A 16,347-nucleotide genomic window follows, 5' to 3' on the forward strand; every position below is an offset into this window, starting at 1 on the left:
CAACACTTGACATTTGTTAAATATTGTTTACATTTGTCAAACAAACTTTACAAATTTCACCTAAAATCTCGTATATGAAAACAACACAAAATGAATCCAGGATGCGCCGAATGCGCGTGTTGCGGCAACTGTCCCTGTGGACCTTGTTCTGGGTCCTCACGAAAGCCCTGGTAGTCTTCGGGCATAAATCCCTGTGGTCGGGTACGCCATGGATAACCGCGGTGTTCCTGGCACTGAATCTTCTGGTGGGCATCGGGATGGTTTGGACCTATAAACACCTGATGACGCTGATGGACGAATTGGAGCGCAAGATCCAGCTGGAATCTATGGGGATTACCCTGGGCCTGACCCTGGTGGCAGGGATCGGGTATTCCGTTATGGACATCACCAACCTGATCCCCTGGGATGCGGAAATCGGGATCCTGATTTTCTTTACCGGGGCCTGCTACATTATCAGTATGATCGTAAATACGCGCCGCTACTGTTAGGACAGGGCGAAAAACAGACCTAATGAAGAATAACATCCGAGATCTGCGCGCCGAAAAGCAACTCACCCAGGGCGACCTGGCCGAAGCGGTAGGGGTATCCCGGCAGACCATCAACGCCATCGAGAAGGAGAAGTTCGACCCCAGCCTCCCCACGGCTTTCCGGATTGCCCGCTTGTTCGGAAGAACCATAGAAGAGGTGTTCCGTTACGAAGAGGTATAGTGCGCCTTGCGGATTGGCGCTTTGCTCCAAATGTTTACCTTAGTGTTGATCCATACCATAGCCATATGATTTTTCCCCTGTTTTCGGGAATGTTCGCTGCGATCCTGCATGTGATATCCGGTCCGGACCACCTGGCGGCCGTCACCCCCTTTGCCATTGAGAGCAAGCGCAAAGCCTGGAAAATTGGCCTGAACTGGGGGGTGGCGCACCTTACGGGGATGCTCCTGATAGGCCTGTTATTCATGCTTTTCCGGCAGATGATACCGGTAGAAACCATTTCCCAGTACAGTGAACAATTGGTGGGCCTGGTACTGGTGGTGGTGGGGCTGTGGGCGCTCTACGGGGTGGTGCGCAAAGGGAAACACTCGCATTTGCACATCCACCAGGATGGGGCGCCCTATATGCATAAACACACCCATTCCCACGAGAAATCCCCCGCACACAGCCATACCCATCAGGGAAGGCCGCGCAACAGGGGGTTGGCCACCTTCTCCATCGGCTTTCTGCACGGCCTCGCGGGCATTGCCCACTTCCTGTTATTCCTGCCGGTGCTCGGGTTCGAAACCCGGGCAGAATCCGCGGCGTATATCGGCGGCTTCGGGTTGGGCACCGTCCTGGCCATGACTCTGTTTACCCTGCTGCTGGGGCGCTTGTCTGAACTGGCCAAAAACTGGCATAACCCCATGTTCTTCCGTGGGATTCGCCTTGCCGGCGGGCTTTTTGCCCTGCTAATCGGGGTGTACTGGATGCTGATCAATTAGCAAATACGGGGGAGTTGCTCTCCGAGTAATGGGGTTACGATTCGCGTTCCCCCAATGGTGCTGCGCATGACCACTTTCCCGACGTGCTCTGCGGTCACGTTTCCCACCAGGGCAGCCTGCCTGCCGTTTTTATGGTCCTGGACAAGGGCAAGGGCTTCCGCTGCTATTCCGGGTTCCACAAAGGCGCAGAACACCCCTTCGTTGGCTACGTAAAGGGGGTCGAGCCCTAAAATTTCGCAGGCGGCCGAAACCTGGCTGTCTACCGGAATTTGGGTTTCGTCCAAAAAGATTCCCAACCCGGCGTCCCCGGCAATTTCGGAACAAACGCTGGCCAGCCCCCCACGGGTAGGGTCCCGAAGCAGGTGGACCTTATCCCCGAAGCGGTCCAGCAACGCCAGGATTATCTCGTGCAGGGGGGCGGTGTCGCTGCGAATCTCCGATTCGAATTCCAGCCCTTCCCGCTTGGACATAATAGCCATCCCGTGTGCGGCGAGCGGCCCGCTAAGCAGCAGAGAGTCCCCTTCCTTTACCCGTTCCAGACCGATATTTGCCCCAGGGTGGAGCGTGCCAATCCCGGTGGTGTTGATAAAAATCTGGTCCCCTTTGCCTTTTTCCACCACCTTGGTATCCCCGGTTACGATCTGCACACCGGCCGCATCGGCTGCCTTGCGAACCGACTGGACCACCCTGCGGAAGGCCTCCAGGGGCAGCCCTTCTTCCAGGATAAAGCCCAGGCTCAGGTACCGGGGCCGTGCCCCGCACATGGCCACGTCATTGACCGTCCCGTTGATGGCCAGGTCGCCGATATCCCCTCCGGGAAAAAAGATGGGAGAAACCACAAAGCTATCGGTGGAAATAGCCACAGGCCCGGGAATATCCAGAACCGCACCGTCGTGCTTCCGGTCCAGAAGGGGATTGCCAAAATATTCGAATACAATCTGATCCAGCAGTTCGCGGGTCATGATTCCGCCACTTCCGTGGCCCAGTTGGATGGTTTCCGGCAGGGTTGGGTCTTTCATAGCTAATTACTGGTGGGCAAAATGATAGTATGCGGCGCAGGCGCCCTCGGATGACACCATGGGGGCGCCCATTGGCGACCTCGGGGTGCACTCTTTTCCAAAATACGGGCACTCCCGGGGTTTTTTCTGCCCCTTCAGGATAGCCCCGGCCATGCAGGGGTTTTCCCGAGACTCCGAAGGTTGTTGGAGGTCCAGTTTCTGTTCTGCGTCGAAGGCCGCGAATTCCGGTCGCATGGCATACCCGCTGTTTGGGATAGTGCCGATGCCGCGCCATTTGCGGTCTGAGACCCGGAACACCTGTTGGATGACTTGCTGGGCAGCCGTATTTCCTTCTTCCGTAACGGCCCGCGTATACTGGTTTTCCACCCGGTATTCCCCGGCTTCCAGCTGCCGTACGGCGTGGTAAATCCCCTGTACGAGGTCCAGGGGTTCAAAACCCGTTACCACGATGGGGATCTTAAAACGAGCGGCGATGGGGTGGTATTCCCGGTAACCCATGATGGCGCAAACGTGGCCCGCGCCTAAGAAGGCGTCTATCTGGCAGAACGGGTCGTCCAGAATGCCTTCCATGGCCGGGGGGACCAGCACATGGGAAACCAGGATGGAATAATTCTGTAAGCCTTCCTTGCTGGCCTGCAGGACCGAAAGCGCATTGGCCGGAGCGGTAGTTTCAAACCCCACAGCGAAGAAGACGACTTCCCGGCCCGGGTTTTCGCGGGCAATGCGAACGGCTTCCAGGGGGGAGTACAGCACCCGGAGGTCACCTCCGTTGGCCTTGGCCTCAAGCAAACTCATACGGTTGCCGGGCACCCGGATCATATCGCCGAAGGAACACAGGATAACCCCTTTTTCCATTAGGGCTACGGCCTGGTCTATCAGGTCTGCCGGGGTTACGCAAACCGGGCATCCGGGGCCGTGGATCATCTGGATGGTCTCCGGTAGCAATTGCAGGATGCCGTTTCGGACCAGGCTGTGGGTCTGACCACCGCAGATCTCCATGATCTTCCAGGTGCGCGTAGCGGTTTTCCCGATTTGCGCAATAACCTTCTGGGTGGCTTCCAGGTCCCGGTATTCGGTAAGGTGCTTCATCGGTTGCAGTATAAATGGTACATGAGCTGGCCGTAGGCAATATTTTCGTCGTTGGGTGGCAGTTCCCGGTGCAGGATGAGCTGGAACCGCCCTTCGCACAGGCGGCTTAAAGCTTCGACCAAAAAGGCGTTCTGGAAGACGCCCCCGCTGCACCCGATCCGGGAATACCCGCCACGGGTAGCCTTTTCGAAAACTATTCGGGCCAGGGTGTACATAAAGTTACCAATAATCTGGGGGACTTCCACCCCGGCCTGCCTGTCTTTCAGGACCCTTGTGAGCAAACCCCTGGCCGGGATATTTCCTTCTGGTGTCAGACCAGCGTAACAGGTGGCCTTGTCCCAGTCAAAAGCCCTGGCCTGGGCTTCCAGTTTCATTGCAGCTTCCCCTTCGAAGGTATTGTGGTCGCAAAGACCTGTAAGGGAAGCCACGGCATCGAACAGCCGACCCACCGAAGAGGATTTAACCCGGTTTTTGGGCAGGAGCCTTTGGTATACCTGCCATTCTTCCGCACGGAACTTTCGCCTGGTTTCATCCCAGGATAGATCCCCAATGGCCAGGAGCGATAGCCTGGGTTCCCGGGACATTTTATCCCCGGCCAGCCAGTCAAAGTACTCCACGTGACCCTGGCGGGTCATCTTTCCCCTCGAATAGTCGAAAAACTCCCCTCCCCAGATGTGTCCGTCCGTGCCATACCCCGTCCCGTCCCAAACCACTCCAAGGATAGGCTCAGAAGCCTCCAGGAGGTTGTGTTCGCCCAAAAGTGCCGCAAAATGGGCCATGTGGTGCTGGACCAGGTGGCAGGGAACCCCCAATTTTTGGGCCCACTTTTGTCCGTAATGGGTACTGTGGTAACCGGGGTGGGCATCGGCTAGGATGGCCTTGGGGAGGCTGTTGAATATGGAGGTAAAACCAGAGGCTACCCGGGAGAAGCGGTTGTAGACCTCGTAGTTAGTGAGGTTTCCCAGGTATTCGCTGAGGTAGAGGAAGCCATTGGGCAGGTACGCCAGGGTACTCTTCAGGTCTGCCCCCATGGCCAGGAGCCGGGCCCCTTCCGCCCCATCAGGTGCAGCCCCGGCGTTGGGGGCAAACCCCCTGGAGCGACGGAGCATAATACGTTGCCCACCGGGCGTATACCGAACCACCGAATCGTCCTGGGGGTGGAGGATTTCCAGGTCGTGCTCAAAGAAATAGTCCGCCACCCCCCGGAGTTTTTCCCGCGCTTCATCAGGTCTGTGGCAGATAGGGGAACCATGGAGGTTCCCGCTGGTGGCGATTATAGGCTGTGGAAACGTGCTCGAAAGCAATTCCAGAACCCCGCTGTAGGGAAGCATCACCCCAAGCTGGTCGAGCCCGGGGGCCACCTCCTCCAGGCAAACACCCCCGGTATACGTATGAGTTGAGAGCAGGACGATGGGGTGCTCTGGGGACAGGAGTTCGGCCCACTCCCGGGGAGAAGGCGACAGCTCGGCTTCCAGGCGCTCCAGGGACGGATAGAGCAGGGCAAAGGGTTTAACCGGTCGCTGTTTTTGCTCCCGAAGGCGCCTGATGGTTGGGGCTTGGGCGGCATCGCAACACAGCAGGAAGCCCGACTGGTTTTCTATGGCCAGGATGGCCCCCGATTCCAGTAGCCTGCCCATTTCCTCGAATACGGCCAGGCCCTGCAGTCCGCAATCGGTTCCATCTGCTTTCCGGAGCCGGAAACCGATACCGCAAGTAGGGCAGCTGTTGGTTTGGGAATGGAAGCGGCGGTGGGTGGGGTTGGTATATTCGGCCAGGCAATCCGGGCATTGTGGAAAAGCCTCCATGCTGGTGTGTTCCCGTTCGAAAGGAAAGGTACGGGTAACCGACCAGCGGGGGCCGCATTTCACGCAGCTGGTAAAAGGATAGGCCCAACGACGGTTTTGTGGGTCCTGCAATTCGGCCGCACACTCCGGGCATAAGGCGAAATCCGGGGTGAGTTGCAGATTCAGCGGGGCACTAGTTTCGGAAGGAACAATCCGGAATGCCTCGCTGTAATGAATCTCAGAAATGGTGTAGTCGTGATGGTGTATCCGTGCCAGGGGAGGGGGCTTGGAGGTAACCTGGGTATAAAATTCCTGTAGTTTCTTTTCCGGCCCGGTGGCCAGGATAAGCACCCCTTCTTCGTTATTGGAAACCGTTCCAAAGAGGCCTAGCCGCGATGCCTCCCGGCAAACAAACGGCCGGAACCCCACCCCTTGCACCCTGCCCTGGAGCACAATGCGGTAGGTGCGGTTCACACAGCCTGTTTTTCGTGGAACAGGTTTTGCGCCAAGGTCAGGATTTGCTCCGAGGCTGTCGGAATGGCGGCCTTTACGGCATCGGAAAGGTCCACCGTCATGGGAGTAATCCCGTCTATGGATACGGTAAGGAGGTACAAGTCCGGCTGGTGTTCCATCAGGTATACCGCCTCGATCATATCCTTAAGCCCCAGGTCGTGGACGCTAAGGGCAGAAGGAAAGTCGCTTGCAAATTTCGGGCGAAGCCATTGGGTGGTCCCCGCAGGTTCGCCATCCATAGTGGCATCCACGAAGATGATGGTGCCATATGCATGGAACCGATCCAGCAGCAGGAACCCGCCCGTACCCCCGTCCAGTAAGTCCACGTACTGTGGCAACGACTGACGCGATAGGGCCTCTATGATGCGGACACCAATCCCCTCATCACCCATCAGGTAATTGCCAACTCCCATGACCAGGATGGCTCCGGACTTGTCTTTTTCAAAGTAATAGGCGTCGCTGCTTACAGCCTCGGGCATGTCGGGTATTCCATCCATAATCTAGCTTGCGGTTTTTGCAGGGGTTTCCTTTTCCTTGTCAGGTTGTAATTCCACGATGTCCTCCTTGTGGATCCGCTCCTCACAAACGAATTTATATCCGCCAAACATGGAAGATACCTCGCCCCGGCCTTCCAGCCAGTCGTGGTAGAACACCAGGTAGACATGGACCAGGGTAAAGAGGATAAACACCCATGTAGCCACATGGTGGATGGTGCGGACCATAAAATCGCCCCCGAACAGCGGGACCACCCAGGCAAATAGCTGGGGCAGCCACCATTCAGAAGAACCCGAATACAGCCCGAAACCGGTAAAGACCTGCACCAGGCCCACTGCAAAGAGTGCCAGGTAGGACAGGGCGGCAACGGAATTGTGCCCAACGCTGATGTTGCGCACGTCTTCCACCTTGTCGTTGCGCAGCAGGATATCCACTTTCAGGACATGGAGGATGTTGCGGCGCATTTTCCGGCTAAAGGGAAGGAACGACTTCCAGTGGGAAAACCGGTTGCCCACAAAGGACCAGTAAACCCGCAGGATCATATTGAAAAAGAACACATAGGCCGCGGCAAAATGGATAAACCGAACGGTCCCGAAAAGGTAAGTCTCCGAGGCTTCCCGGCTCGACATGAGGGCAGGGGGGTCTGCGATGATAAACCCGGTAACTGCCAGGACCGTAATGGAGAGTACGTTAATCCAATGGAAAAAGCGCACCGGGAGTTCCCAGACATAAACGCGTTTATAGTTCTTAGAAGCCATAGTGCCGGGGTTTAGATGTCACAACTGGACAGGTTCTGTACCTGCGAAATATGCCTTCCCTTCTCATCATACAGGTGCACCGCACAGGCAATGCAGGGGTCGAAGGAATGAATGGTTCGGATAATTTCAAGCGGCAGCTCCGGGTCGGCTACCGGGGTGTCCAGTAGCGTGGACTCGTAAGCCGAACGCTGGCCTTTGGGATCCCTCGGGGAGGCATTCCAGGTAGAGGGTACCACCAACTGATAATTGGCGGTTTTTCCTTCCTCTATGCGGATCCAGTGAGCCAGGGAGCCCCGGGGCGCTTCGCTGAACCCTACCCCTTTGGCATCTGCCGGCCAGGTGTCGGGTTCCCACCGCTCGGTATTGGCCATGCGCGTATCCCCATTTTTGATGTTGTTGAGCAGGGTATTGTAGAATTCCATGGTCCAGTTGGCCACCAGCCGTGTTTCCAGGCCTCTGGCCGCAGTCCGGCCCAGGGTGGAGAACAGGGCGTCTACCGGCACATCCAGCTGGGCGAGGGCGCCGTTGACCAGTTCCTGGATTTCCTGGTTGCCCCGTGCATAACCTACCAATAGTCTGGCTAGCGGACCCACTTCCATGGGCTTGCCTTGCCAGCGCGGGGTTTTGATAAAGCTGTAGGGCTGGCTTACGTCCAGGGAGTCGTAGGGAGGTTTGGGTCCGGTATATTTGATGTTGGTCTCCCCGTCCCAGGGGTGTTTCCCGGCTTCGCGCCCCTCGGCGTAGTCCTCATACCAGGAGTTGTTTACGAACTCCTCGATGTCCCCGCCCCGGTGGTCTACATCGTAGACCTTGCTCAGGTCGCGGTCCAGGATAATGCCCTGCGGGAATTTAAAGCTAGATACGTCGGCATAGCCGTTAGTGGGGAAGTCCCCATAGCACATATAGTTTCCAAACCCTTTGCCAATAGCCCCCCAATCCTTATAGAAGGAGGCGATGGCCATCAGGTCGGGCAGGTAGACTTGTTCCACGAATTGTTGCCCCTCTTTCAGCAGGCGACCCACATAGGCCAGGCGTTCGGCATTTATGCCGCCCGGACTTTCGGTATTGATGGCGCATGCCATCCCGCCTACCAGGTAGTTGGGGTGGGGGTTTTTCCCGCCAAAAATGGTGTGAACCTTGACGATTTCCTTCTGCCATTCCAGGGCTTCCAGATAGTGGGCCACGGCCAGCAGGTTTACCGCCGGCGGGAGCTTCATTTGCGGGTGCCCCCAGTAGCCATTGGCAAAAATGCCGAGCTGTCCGCTCTCTACGAACCGGGTGATCCGTTTCTTGATGTCGGAGAAATACCCGGGGGAGCTTTTCGGCCAGGAGGAGATACTCTGCGCCAGGGCGGAGGTTTCCGCCGGGTCGGCCTGGAGGGCATTCACCACATCTACCCAATCCAGGGCGTGGAGGTGGTAGAAGTGGACCACGTGGTCGTGCATATAAAGGGCACCCTCCATGATGTTGCGGACCATTTCCGCATTGGGCGGGATCTGGATGCCCAGGGCGTCCTCAACAGAACGGACCGAGGCCAGGGCATGGACAGTGGTACACACCCCGCAGGCGCGCTGAACAAAGGCCCAAACGTCCCTCGGGTCCCGTCCCTTTACGATATTTTCGAGCCCCCGGACCATTGGGCTCGAGCTATAGGCGTCTGTGATTTTCCCATCTTTGACTTCCACCTCAATGCGGAGGTGGCCTTCTATCCGGGTAATGGGGTCCACTACAATTCTATTGGCCATGGTGGTTTATTTTGCGTTAGCGGGTGTTAGGATTCAAAGCGTTTTTCGTTCTCTTTGCCGAGCTTGATACTTTCCTTGAGTTGCTTGCGTTTGGAAATATTCGCAGCAATGGCGTGGGCGGCCAGACCCCCGGCCAGGGCGCCGGCGGCCACCTTGCCGATGGTATCTGCGGAGGACTCGATACCGAAGCCTGCGAGCCCGGTGAGCCGTTCGTAGAACGGGCCATTATCCCAGAAGTCCTCCTCGCTGCAGCCGATGCAGCCATGTCCGGACTGGATGGGGAAGCTCACCCCGTTGTTCCATTTAATGGTGCCACAGGAATTATAGGTCATCGGGCCGCGGCAGCCTACCTTATAAAGGCAATACCCTTCCTTGGCATTGGCGTCGTCGAAGGTTTCGGCAAACAGGCCTGCATCGTAATATGGCCGGCGGTAGCAGCTGTCGTGCACCCGCTTGGCGTAGAATGCCTTGGGCCGTCCCAGGTTGTCGAGTTCCGGCAGGCGGTCGAAGGTAATCAGGTGGACAATGATCCCCGCCATGACCTCTCCGATGGGCGGGCACCCCGGAACCTTAATGATGGGCTTGTCCTTAATGATTTTGTGGATGGGGGTGGCTTCGGTTGGGTTCGGGTAGGCAGCCTGCACACAACCGTTGGAAGCGCAGCTTCCCCATGCAATAATGGCTTTGGCCCCTTCCGCCGCTTCCAGTAGCAGTTCCTTGGCGGACCGCCCTGCAATACAACAGTAGTTACCGTCGTCCCCCAGCGGGACAGACCCTTCAACACAAAGGATATACTCTCCTTTGTATTTCTCCATGGTGGCGTGTTTGGCTGCTTCGGCCTGGTGGCCGGAGGCTGCCATGAGGGTAAGGGTGTAATCCAGGGAAATTTTGTCCAGGATAATGTCCGAAACAATCGGGTGGTCCGAGCGGATAAAGGATTCGCTGCAGCAGGTGCATTCCTGGTAGTGCTCCCAGATCACGGGGATCCGGAACGTAGTTTCAAGGGATTTTGCCACCTGCCCGATCATGGAAGTCTCCAGACCCATATAGGCTGCAATGTAGGTGGCGAATTTCATGAAATCCCTGCGCGAGTAGCCTTGCCTGATGATGCTCTCGTAATAGGTTTCCTGAGGGGTTCTTTCAAAAGCCATTTGATTACCAGTTGGTTAAAGGATGTCTTGAGGGTGAATTCCTTAAATGTAGGAGTACCTAACTGGGCGAGAAATGATATTTATCAGGTTTTTTGGATGGGGAAACCTGTATTATTGGAAGATATCCCAATTGCTGAAAACCAGGGACATGCACGAACTCTCCATCGCCATGGGCATTGTAAAGATTGCAGAGGACCAGACCCGGAAGGCTGGGGCGAGCCGTGTTGAGGTGATCGAGATGGAAATCGGGGAATTGGCCGGGATCGCCTTCGATTCCCTCGATTTTGTCTGGCCCGTGGCCGTGAAAGATACGGTGCTGGAACAGGCAGAAAAGCGCATAGCCGTCATTCGCGGGGAAGCGCTTTGCATGGATTGCCAAACCCGGTTCGGGTTGCAGCAGCTCTACGAGCCCTGCCCCAAGTGCAGCAGTAACCTCAAGGTTATCGAGAAGGGAAAGGAATTGCGCGTTAAGGCGCTGGAAGTGGTTTAAACCTTAATAAAGTAGTATCATGTGCGGAACATGCGGTTGCGGAAGCGGGGAAGACGGGGTTCGGATTTTGAGCCCGGATTTGGGTAACCATCCCCACCACCATCACGATCACAGTCACGACCATCACCATCACGGGCATGGTCACGACCATCATCACCACGATCACCACCACCATGATCATCATCACCACGACCACGATCATAGCCACCATCACCACGCACATACCCATGCGCACCCCCATGAACATCATGCAACGGATACGGTCCGCAGCCGGGTGGTAGCGGTAGAGCAGGATGTCCTGCGGGAAAACGATGTGATGGCTGCCCGGAACCGGGGCTATTTTGAAGCCCGGAACATCCTGGCGTTAAACCTGGTGAGTTCCCCGGGGTCTGGTAAAACCACCCTCTTAGAGCGAACCCTCCGGGACCTGGGAGAGGAAATGGACTTCTACGTAATTGAGGGCGACCAGCAAACCACCAACGATGCCGAGCGTATTGCAGCCCTGCAGGTGCCGGTCCGTCAAATCAATACCGGCAAAGGGTGCCACCTGGAAAGCGACATGATCTACGAGGCGGTCCGGCAGCTGGATATTGCCAATGACGGGGTGCTGATGATCGAAAACGTGGGCAACCTGGTTTGCCCGTCCATGTTTAACCTGGGCGAACAGGCCCGCGTGGTGATCATTTCGGTTACGGAAGGGGAGGACAAACCCATCAAGTACCCGGACATGTTCCACACCTCCCAGATTTGCCTGATCAACAAAACGGATCTGTTGCCCTACCTGGAATGCGACCTGGAGCGTTTGAAGAACTATGCCCTGCAGGTGAATCCCGACCTGAAATTCTTCGAGGTTTCCGCCCTGAAGGGCGAGGGCATGGAGCAGTGGTACAACTGGCTCAGGAGCCAACGCAACCCTTAGAAACCTTCGGCCATGTGTCTGTCCATTCCCGGTAAACTCATCGAAATCACCTCCGTCCTGGACGATACCTTCCGCCTGGGCCGGGTGTCTTTCGACGGCGTGGTCAAAGAAGTAAACCTGACCCTGGTGCCCGAAGCCCGCGTGGAGGATTACGTCATGGTCCACGTGGGCGCCGCCATTGCCGTGGTCAACGAGGAAGAGGCCAGGAAGACCTTCGAGGTGCTCCGGCAGCTGGGCGAACTAGATGAACTGGAACCGCCTCAACCCCCGGAGGCCTGAGACATGCCATATTTCGAACTCCAACAAGAAAACCCCGTTTTTCCGCCTGCCCATTTTGCAGACCCGGAAGGCCTGTTGGCTGTTGGGGGGCAAATGACGGAAGCGTTGCTGCTTAAGGCCTACCAGGGCGGCATCTTCTACTGGCACCACCCCATGAAGCACGTGCGTTGGTGGAGTCCGGACCCTCGGATCGTACTGTATACAGACGCTGTGGACCTGGAACAAGCAGTCCGCCCATCTCCATGGACCACTACCGGGAACAACGCCCCTGAAGCCCTCTTGCGCCTGTGCCAGGAAAGCCATAACAAGGAAGGGGCAATGTACCCTTCCTGGCTGTCCGAACGCATGTACCGGATTTTTATGTCCCTGCAGGCAAAGGGCCGGCTCTTTACGCGGGAAGTCTGGGACGGGGACATGCTTATTGGCGGTTTTTTCGGCGTGATTTCCGGGAGCATCTGCCATGGGGAGTATGCGGTTGCCACCCGGGAAGGGGTAGACACCCTGGCCATTGCCAGTGCTGCCGGGCAACTGCGCAAAATGGGGGTAACCCTTATGGATATGCATAAAGAAACCGCCCGGGATGCCGGGCTGGAGTACGATACCCTATCGAGACTGGAATTTGTCGGCCGCTGCCGTATGGCAGCTGTATCCGATGCAGCTAACTAATTGGACAAAACCATGGAAACATTTCAGGAAACCATTCAGGCACTGACCCAAAAAGGGCGGTTTTCAGAGGCAGCGTCCTTTTGTCGCGACCTGCTTTTACAGGAACCCCAAACCATAAACCGCGTCCAGGTGGCAACCACCCTGGCCCATTTGCTGGCCTGGGAGGAGGACCGGGAAGCAGCAGAAGCCGTTTACCGGGAACTCCTGGACTCTCTGGCAGAAGGGGAGCGGGCCTACCGGGCATCGACTTGTAACAACCTGGGGGAACTCCTCCGCCCTTCCCGGCCAAAGGAGGCCATCGAATGTTTTGACCAGGCGTTGGCCCTGTATTCCGATTTGGGCAAGGGGAATGACCAGTATCGGATGCACCTTGGAAACACCCTCATGGCGCGGGGCAGTACCTATGAAGCCCTGCAAAAATTCGGTTTTGCCAAAAAGGATTACAAAGCAGCCCTGGAGGTTTACAACGGCCAACCTGGGCAGCAGGCCCAGGAAATGAGGGCCCTGGCCCGCTACCAACTTGGGGGTGTGTATATGGAGGAGTTCAATGCCTTCGATGCACGCGTCCATTACACCCGTGCATGCGAAAGGTACAAGGAGCTGCTGGAAGCCAACCCGGGTTCCGGCAGGGAAAGTTTCCTTCCCATGCTTGCCGCCACCTGGAACAACCTGGCCCTTGCGGAAAGGGACGCTGAGCAATATGAGAGGGCATCGGAATGTTACCGGGAAGCGATAAAATCCTATGGCGAACTAAGTGCGGACCGGCCGGAGGTATTCCTGCCTTACCTGGCCCAGTCCTACTCCGGGATGGGAATTTTGCTTGCAGAAAAATTCCGCCACTTCGAAGAAGCCCTGGACTATAACCAGAAGGCACTCGACATTTATGAGGACCTCAGCGCAAAGCAGCCGGAGCAGTATTCGCACTACAGGGCCACTGCCTGGCACAACGCCGGGGTATACTGGGCCGAATTGCGCAACTGGCAGGCTGCAGAGCAGGCATTCGACCACGCCCTGGAAGCCAGGCGGAAACTGGAGGAGGCGGCTCCCGGAACCTTCACTGCAGACCTTGGCTCTACGGCCATGAACCTGCTCGAACTCTACCGGGAACGTTTGGAAGATCCTGAGCTCAGTGGGTACCGGGAACGGGCAATGGAACTTTCCACTTCCCTGCAAGGCTGGCTTGCTGCCCTGCAGGGAGGTCCGGTAATCCGCAATATGAAGGCAGACCTGGAACTCCTTACGTCCTATTTCTCCAACCTTGATGAATCCGGGATTGCTATCCGCGCCGCCCGCAAGGAACAACAAGCCTTGATGGAGGAGATTGACAGCACCCTTGAGGTAGCTGAAAAAAAAGGCTATCAGGCCCGGATTCTGGATATTTGGCGAGGGGTTCAACAGAACTATACAGCGCACCCCCAGGCAGTTGAAGGCCTTGTCCTGGCCCTGAGCAACATGGCCTGGCTGGAGACTTTATCGGGAAACCCTGAATTGGCCCTCTCCCTACTGGACGAGGCGGCAGCTTTTGAGGTACACCCCCGGGCTGTGCTTTGCAACAGGGCCCATTGCCACCTGCTGATAGGCCAGGCCGACAAAGCCAACACCATGTACCGGGAACTTTGGAACCAGACGCACCCTTCCGGGGAGTCTTACGGGGCCATCATAAACCGGGACCTTTGGAGCCTGCTCCGGCACGGGAGGATTACAGCAGACCAGCTCCCTTCCTCCGACAGTTTCCGGGACCCGGCTTTGCAGGACTAATGTTGCCGGAAAGCATGTATCTTTAGGGAAACCATATCCCTATGAAAATCCAATCGCTTTTATTATTTGGGTGGGCCCTGCTGGTTGTGGCCTGTGCCCAGCCATTGGACCGTCCGGTGACCGAGGCCCCTGTTGATTCCCCGCCTGCCGGCTATAATCCTGAGGCCCGGTTACAGGAGTTGGGTATAGAATTGCCCGAAGCGGCTACCCCTGTGGCCAATTACGTCAATGCCGTACGCGCCGGCAACCTCATTTTCCTTGCGGGGAAGGGACCCAAGCAGGCAGATGGCACCTACATTACCGGGAAGGTGGGCCAGGACCTGACCCAGGAAGAGGGGTACCAGGCCGCCCGGGTTACGGCCATCAATCAATTGGCGGTCCTTAAGGCCGAATTGGGAGACCTCAGCAAAGTAAAACGGATTGTAAAGGTGCTGGGGATGGTCAATGCCACCCCGGAGTTCACCAACCAACCCGAAGTGGTCAACGGGTTTTCCGACCTGATGGTTGAGGTGTTCGGAGAAAACGGGAAACACGCCCGGGCCGCTGTGGGTATGGGCTCCCTACCCCGGAACATTGCCGTGGAGGTGGAATTGGTGGTGGAGGTTTACGAGTAGGCCTGCGTAGCCACTTTAAAGCAATTTGTCACTTAGAGGGACGAAGCCCAGAGAATCCACGGCGTGGCAAGCAGGAAAATGACCGTATTCATTACAGTGATAACGGCACCCTGCCGGTAAATGTCCTCAGAGGGGAGAAAACCGCTTCCCGCAAACAAAACATTCGAACTGGACGCCTGCGGGGTTACCACCGCAAAGTAATTCGTGGCAAAAGACAGCATAAAGGCCATCAGGGCAGCCGGCACCTGGGCATCCACGGCCACCTGCAAAAAGACGGCATACAGCGCCAGCAAATGGGCCGTCTGACTCACAAAGAGGTAATGGATTAGAATATAGAGTACCGTTAGGAGGACATAGACGGTTATCCAGTGGAAGCCCCCGATATAGGATGCGATCTGGCCTCCCAGGGTCTGCATAAAGCCCATATCGTTCAGCGCGGTACTCATCATATACAGGATGGCAAACCAGACATAGGTTTCCAGGGCATCCCCTGCACCCTGGCGGATATCGTCCAAAGTATACACATTGGCCAGGATCAGGACGGATAGCCCGAGGAAGGCGACGATGGCCAGGTTAATGTCCAGGACGGGGGAGAAGGCCCAAAGCAGGATCATCCCGAAAAAAGTGACTCCCATAATCCACTCCTGCCGGCTCATGGGTCCCATCTCGCGAAGCGCTTTCCGGGCCACCTCCGGGGCCTGAGGGGTGTACTTGCTTTCCGGGGGGAACCGCTTATACAGGACCAGGGGGATCAGGATCAGGGCCAGCAGGCAGGGGACCGAGGCCACCAGCAGCCAGTTCCCGAAGTTCATGGTTACCCCGAATTGGGCGGCCAGGCCAGCCCCTACCGGGTTGGCAGCCATACCCGTAAACCAGAGGGCAGAGCTGATGGTATGCCCCGAAATGGCCGTCATCATCAGGTAGGTCCCGGTATTGCGGCGTTTCTCCGGGGTAGGCTCCGACCCGGTATCGAGGGCCAGGGCGTGGGTAATGGGGTAGAGGATCCCCGAACGGGCTGTATTGCTCGGGATGGCAGGCCCCAGCAGGGTGTCGGTCGCCACCACGCAGTACCCCAGGTTTAAGGTGGAATGCCCGAAACGACGGATCAGCAAAAAGGCAATCCGCCTGCCCAATCCGGATTTGATGACCCCTTTGGCCACCAGGAATGCAGCCAGGATGAGCAGGATGAAACTCTCCGAGAACCCCGAGAACGCCGTTTCCGGCGGTAAGACCCGAAGCAGGACCACAGCCACCAGTGCCAGGATGGAGGCGGTAAAAATAGAGAGCCCCTCAATGAGCACCCCGATAATGGCGGTAATGAATATGGCGAAAAGGTGCCAGGCTTCCGGGGACAGGTTCCAGGGTGCCGGCAGGTTCCAGATGAGGATACCAATAATGAGGGTTATGGCCCTTTTGATCCAAAGCGTCTTCCGGGAAGGTTCCAAGGTAGTAAGGTTGATTCCGTTCCAAGGTAGCGAAAATCGGAAGAAGCCTGACCGTGGTCCGGGAAGTGTGCTCGTGGCTCAGTAGGGCTCAGTCTGAAAATACCAAAACACCGGTCTTGCTTCGCAACCCCGGGTTTTATTTCTAGGAAGCCC

General features: G+C 56.8%; 18 protein-coding genes. 9 read left to right on the plus strand and 9 right to left on the minus strand.

Annotation, left to right across the window (positions count from 1 at the left end):
* Positions 1-74 precede the first annotated feature (74 nt).
* The 3 genes from CA832_RS03810 (at position 75) to CA832_RS03820 (ending at position 1,469) form a co-directional block, all read left to right on the plus strand.
* Positions 75-488 carry a hypothetical protein gene (locus CA832_RS03810; RefSeq protein WP_088340218.1) on the plus strand — a complete coding sequence of 138 codons (414 nt, stop codon included), beginning with the start codon at positions 75-77 and terminating at the stop codon, positions 486-488.
* Positions 489-510: 22 nt separating this feature from the next.
* A complete protein-coding gene (locus tag CA832_RS03815; protein WP_088340219.1) occupies positions 511-708 on the plus strand; it encodes a helix-turn-helix transcriptional regulator in 198 nt (65 codons plus the stop codon).
* Between the two features lie 65 nt (positions 709-773).
* Positions 774-1,469 carry an urease accessory protein UreH domain-containing protein gene (locus CA832_RS03820; RefSeq protein WP_088340220.1) on the plus strand — a complete coding sequence of 232 codons (696 nt, stop codon included), beginning with the start codon at positions 774-776 and terminating at the stop codon, positions 1,467-1,469.
* On the opposite strand, the gene hypE is transcribed toward CA832_RS03820, so the two are convergent.
* Genes hypE through CA832_RS03855 form a run of 7 tightly spaced genes read right to left on the minus strand, consistent with a single transcriptional unit; the run spans position 1,466 to position 10,023 of the window.
* Entirely contained in the window at positions 1,466-2,488 is a 1,023-nt protein-coding gene (gene hypE / locus CA832_RS03825; RefSeq protein WP_088340221.1) for a hydrogenase expression/formation protein HypE, read from the minus strand. The genes CA832_RS03820 and hypE overlap by 4 nt on opposite strands.
* A 6-nt stretch (positions 2,489-2,494) precedes the next feature.
* Positions 2,495-3,577, minus strand: a complete 1,083-nt coding sequence (gene hypD / locus CA832_RS03830; protein ID WP_088340222.1) for a hydrogenase formation protein HypD — start codon at positions 3,575-3,577, stop codon at positions 2,495-2,497.
* Positions 3,574-5,835, minus strand: a complete 2,262-nt coding sequence (gene hypF, locus CA832_RS03835; protein WP_158211874.1) for a carbamoyltransferase HypF — start codon at positions 5,833-5,835, stop codon at positions 3,574-3,576. The genes hypD and hypF overlap by 4 nt, the downstream gene beginning before the upstream one ends.
* Complete coding sequence (locus CA832_RS03840) at positions 5,832-6,371, minus strand: hydrogenase maturation protease (protein ID WP_088340224.1); 540 nt, start codon at positions 6,369-6,371, stop codon at positions 5,832-5,834. The genes hypF and CA832_RS03840 overlap by 4 nt, the downstream gene beginning before the upstream one ends.
* Positions 6,372-6,374: 3 nt before the next feature.
* A complete protein-coding gene (gene cybH / locus CA832_RS03845) occupies positions 6,375-7,127 on the minus strand; it encodes a Ni/Fe-hydrogenase, b-type cytochrome subunit (RefSeq protein ID WP_088340225.1) in 753 nt (250 codons plus the stop codon).
* A gap of 11 nt (positions 7,128-7,138) precedes the next feature.
* The gene (locus tag CA832_RS03850) at positions 7,139-8,872 is read right to left on the minus strand and encodes a nickel-dependent hydrogenase large subunit (protein ID WP_088340226.1); all 1,734 of its coding nucleotides are present in this window, start codon (positions 8,870-8,872) and stop codon (positions 7,139-7,141) included.
* 26 nt (positions 8,873-8,898) lie between these two features.
* Positions 8,899-10,023, minus strand: a complete 1,125-nt coding sequence (locus CA832_RS03855) for a hydrogenase small subunit (RefSeq protein ID WP_088340227.1) — start codon at positions 10,021-10,023, stop codon at positions 8,899-8,901.
* 148 nt (positions 10,024-10,171) lie between these two features.
* Between CA832_RS03855 and hypA the strand changes: the two genes are divergently transcribed.
* A complete protein-coding gene (gene hypA, locus CA832_RS03860; RefSeq protein WP_158211875.1) occupies positions 10,172-10,513 on the plus strand; it encodes a hydrogenase maturation nickel metallochaperone HypA in 342 nt (113 codons plus the stop codon).
* On the opposite strand, the gene CA832_RS15170 is transcribed toward hypA, so the two are convergent.
* Positions 10,491-10,754: a hypothetical protein gene (locus CA832_RS15170; RefSeq protein WP_233131726.1), complete on the minus strand. Its 264-nt coding sequence runs from the start codon at positions 10,752-10,754 to the stop codon at positions 10,491-10,493. The two genes, hypA and CA832_RS15170, sit on opposite strands and share 23 nt — an antisense overlap.
* A gap of 33 nt (positions 10,755-10,787) precedes the next feature.
* Here CA832_RS15170 and hypB point away from each other — a divergent pair, with 33 nt between their 5' ends.
* From hypB to CA832_RS03885, 5 genes are read left to right on the plus strand one after another with little or no spacing between them, the layout of a single operon-like run.
* Positions 10,788-11,432 carry a hydrogenase nickel incorporation protein HypB gene (gene hypB / locus CA832_RS03865; protein WP_233131727.1) on the plus strand — a complete coding sequence of 215 codons (645 nt, stop codon included), beginning with the start codon at positions 10,788-10,790 and terminating at the stop codon, positions 11,430-11,432.
* A 12-nt stretch (positions 11,433-11,444) separates the two neighbouring features.
* Positions 11,445-11,711: a HypC/HybG/HupF family hydrogenase formation chaperone gene (locus tag CA832_RS03870; protein WP_088340230.1), complete on the plus strand. Its 267-nt coding sequence runs from the start codon at positions 11,445-11,447 to the stop codon at positions 11,709-11,711.
* A 3-nt stretch (positions 11,712-11,714) separates the two neighbouring features.
* Complete coding sequence (locus CA832_RS03875) at positions 11,715-12,377, plus strand: GNAT family protein (protein WP_088340231.1); 663 nt, start codon at positions 11,715-11,717, stop codon at positions 12,375-12,377.
* Positions 12,378-12,389: 12 nt separating this feature from the next.
* Complete coding sequence (locus tag CA832_RS03880; RefSeq protein ID WP_143542328.1) at positions 12,390-14,135, plus strand: tetratricopeptide repeat protein; 1,746 nt, start codon at positions 12,390-12,392, stop codon at positions 14,133-14,135.
* A 41-nt stretch (positions 14,136-14,176) separates the two neighbouring features.
* Positions 14,177-14,749, plus strand: a complete 573-nt coding sequence (locus CA832_RS03885) for a RidA family protein (protein ID WP_088340233.1) — start codon at positions 14,177-14,179, stop codon at positions 14,747-14,749.
* Positions 14,750-14,781: 32 nt separating this feature from the next.
* Here the strand turns inward: CA832_RS03885 and CA832_RS03890 are convergent, their stop codons facing one another.
* Complete coding sequence (locus tag CA832_RS03890; protein WP_233131728.1) at positions 14,782-16,194, minus strand: DASS family sodium-coupled anion symporter; 1,413 nt, start codon at positions 16,192-16,194, stop codon at positions 14,782-14,784.
* Positions 16,195-16,347: the final 153 nt, after the last annotated feature.

This window comes from Robiginitalea sediminis, from assembly GCF_002198115.1.
Classification (GTDB): Bacteria; Bacteroidota; Bacteroidia; order Flavobacteriales; family Flavobacteriaceae; genus Robiginitalea; species Robiginitalea sediminis.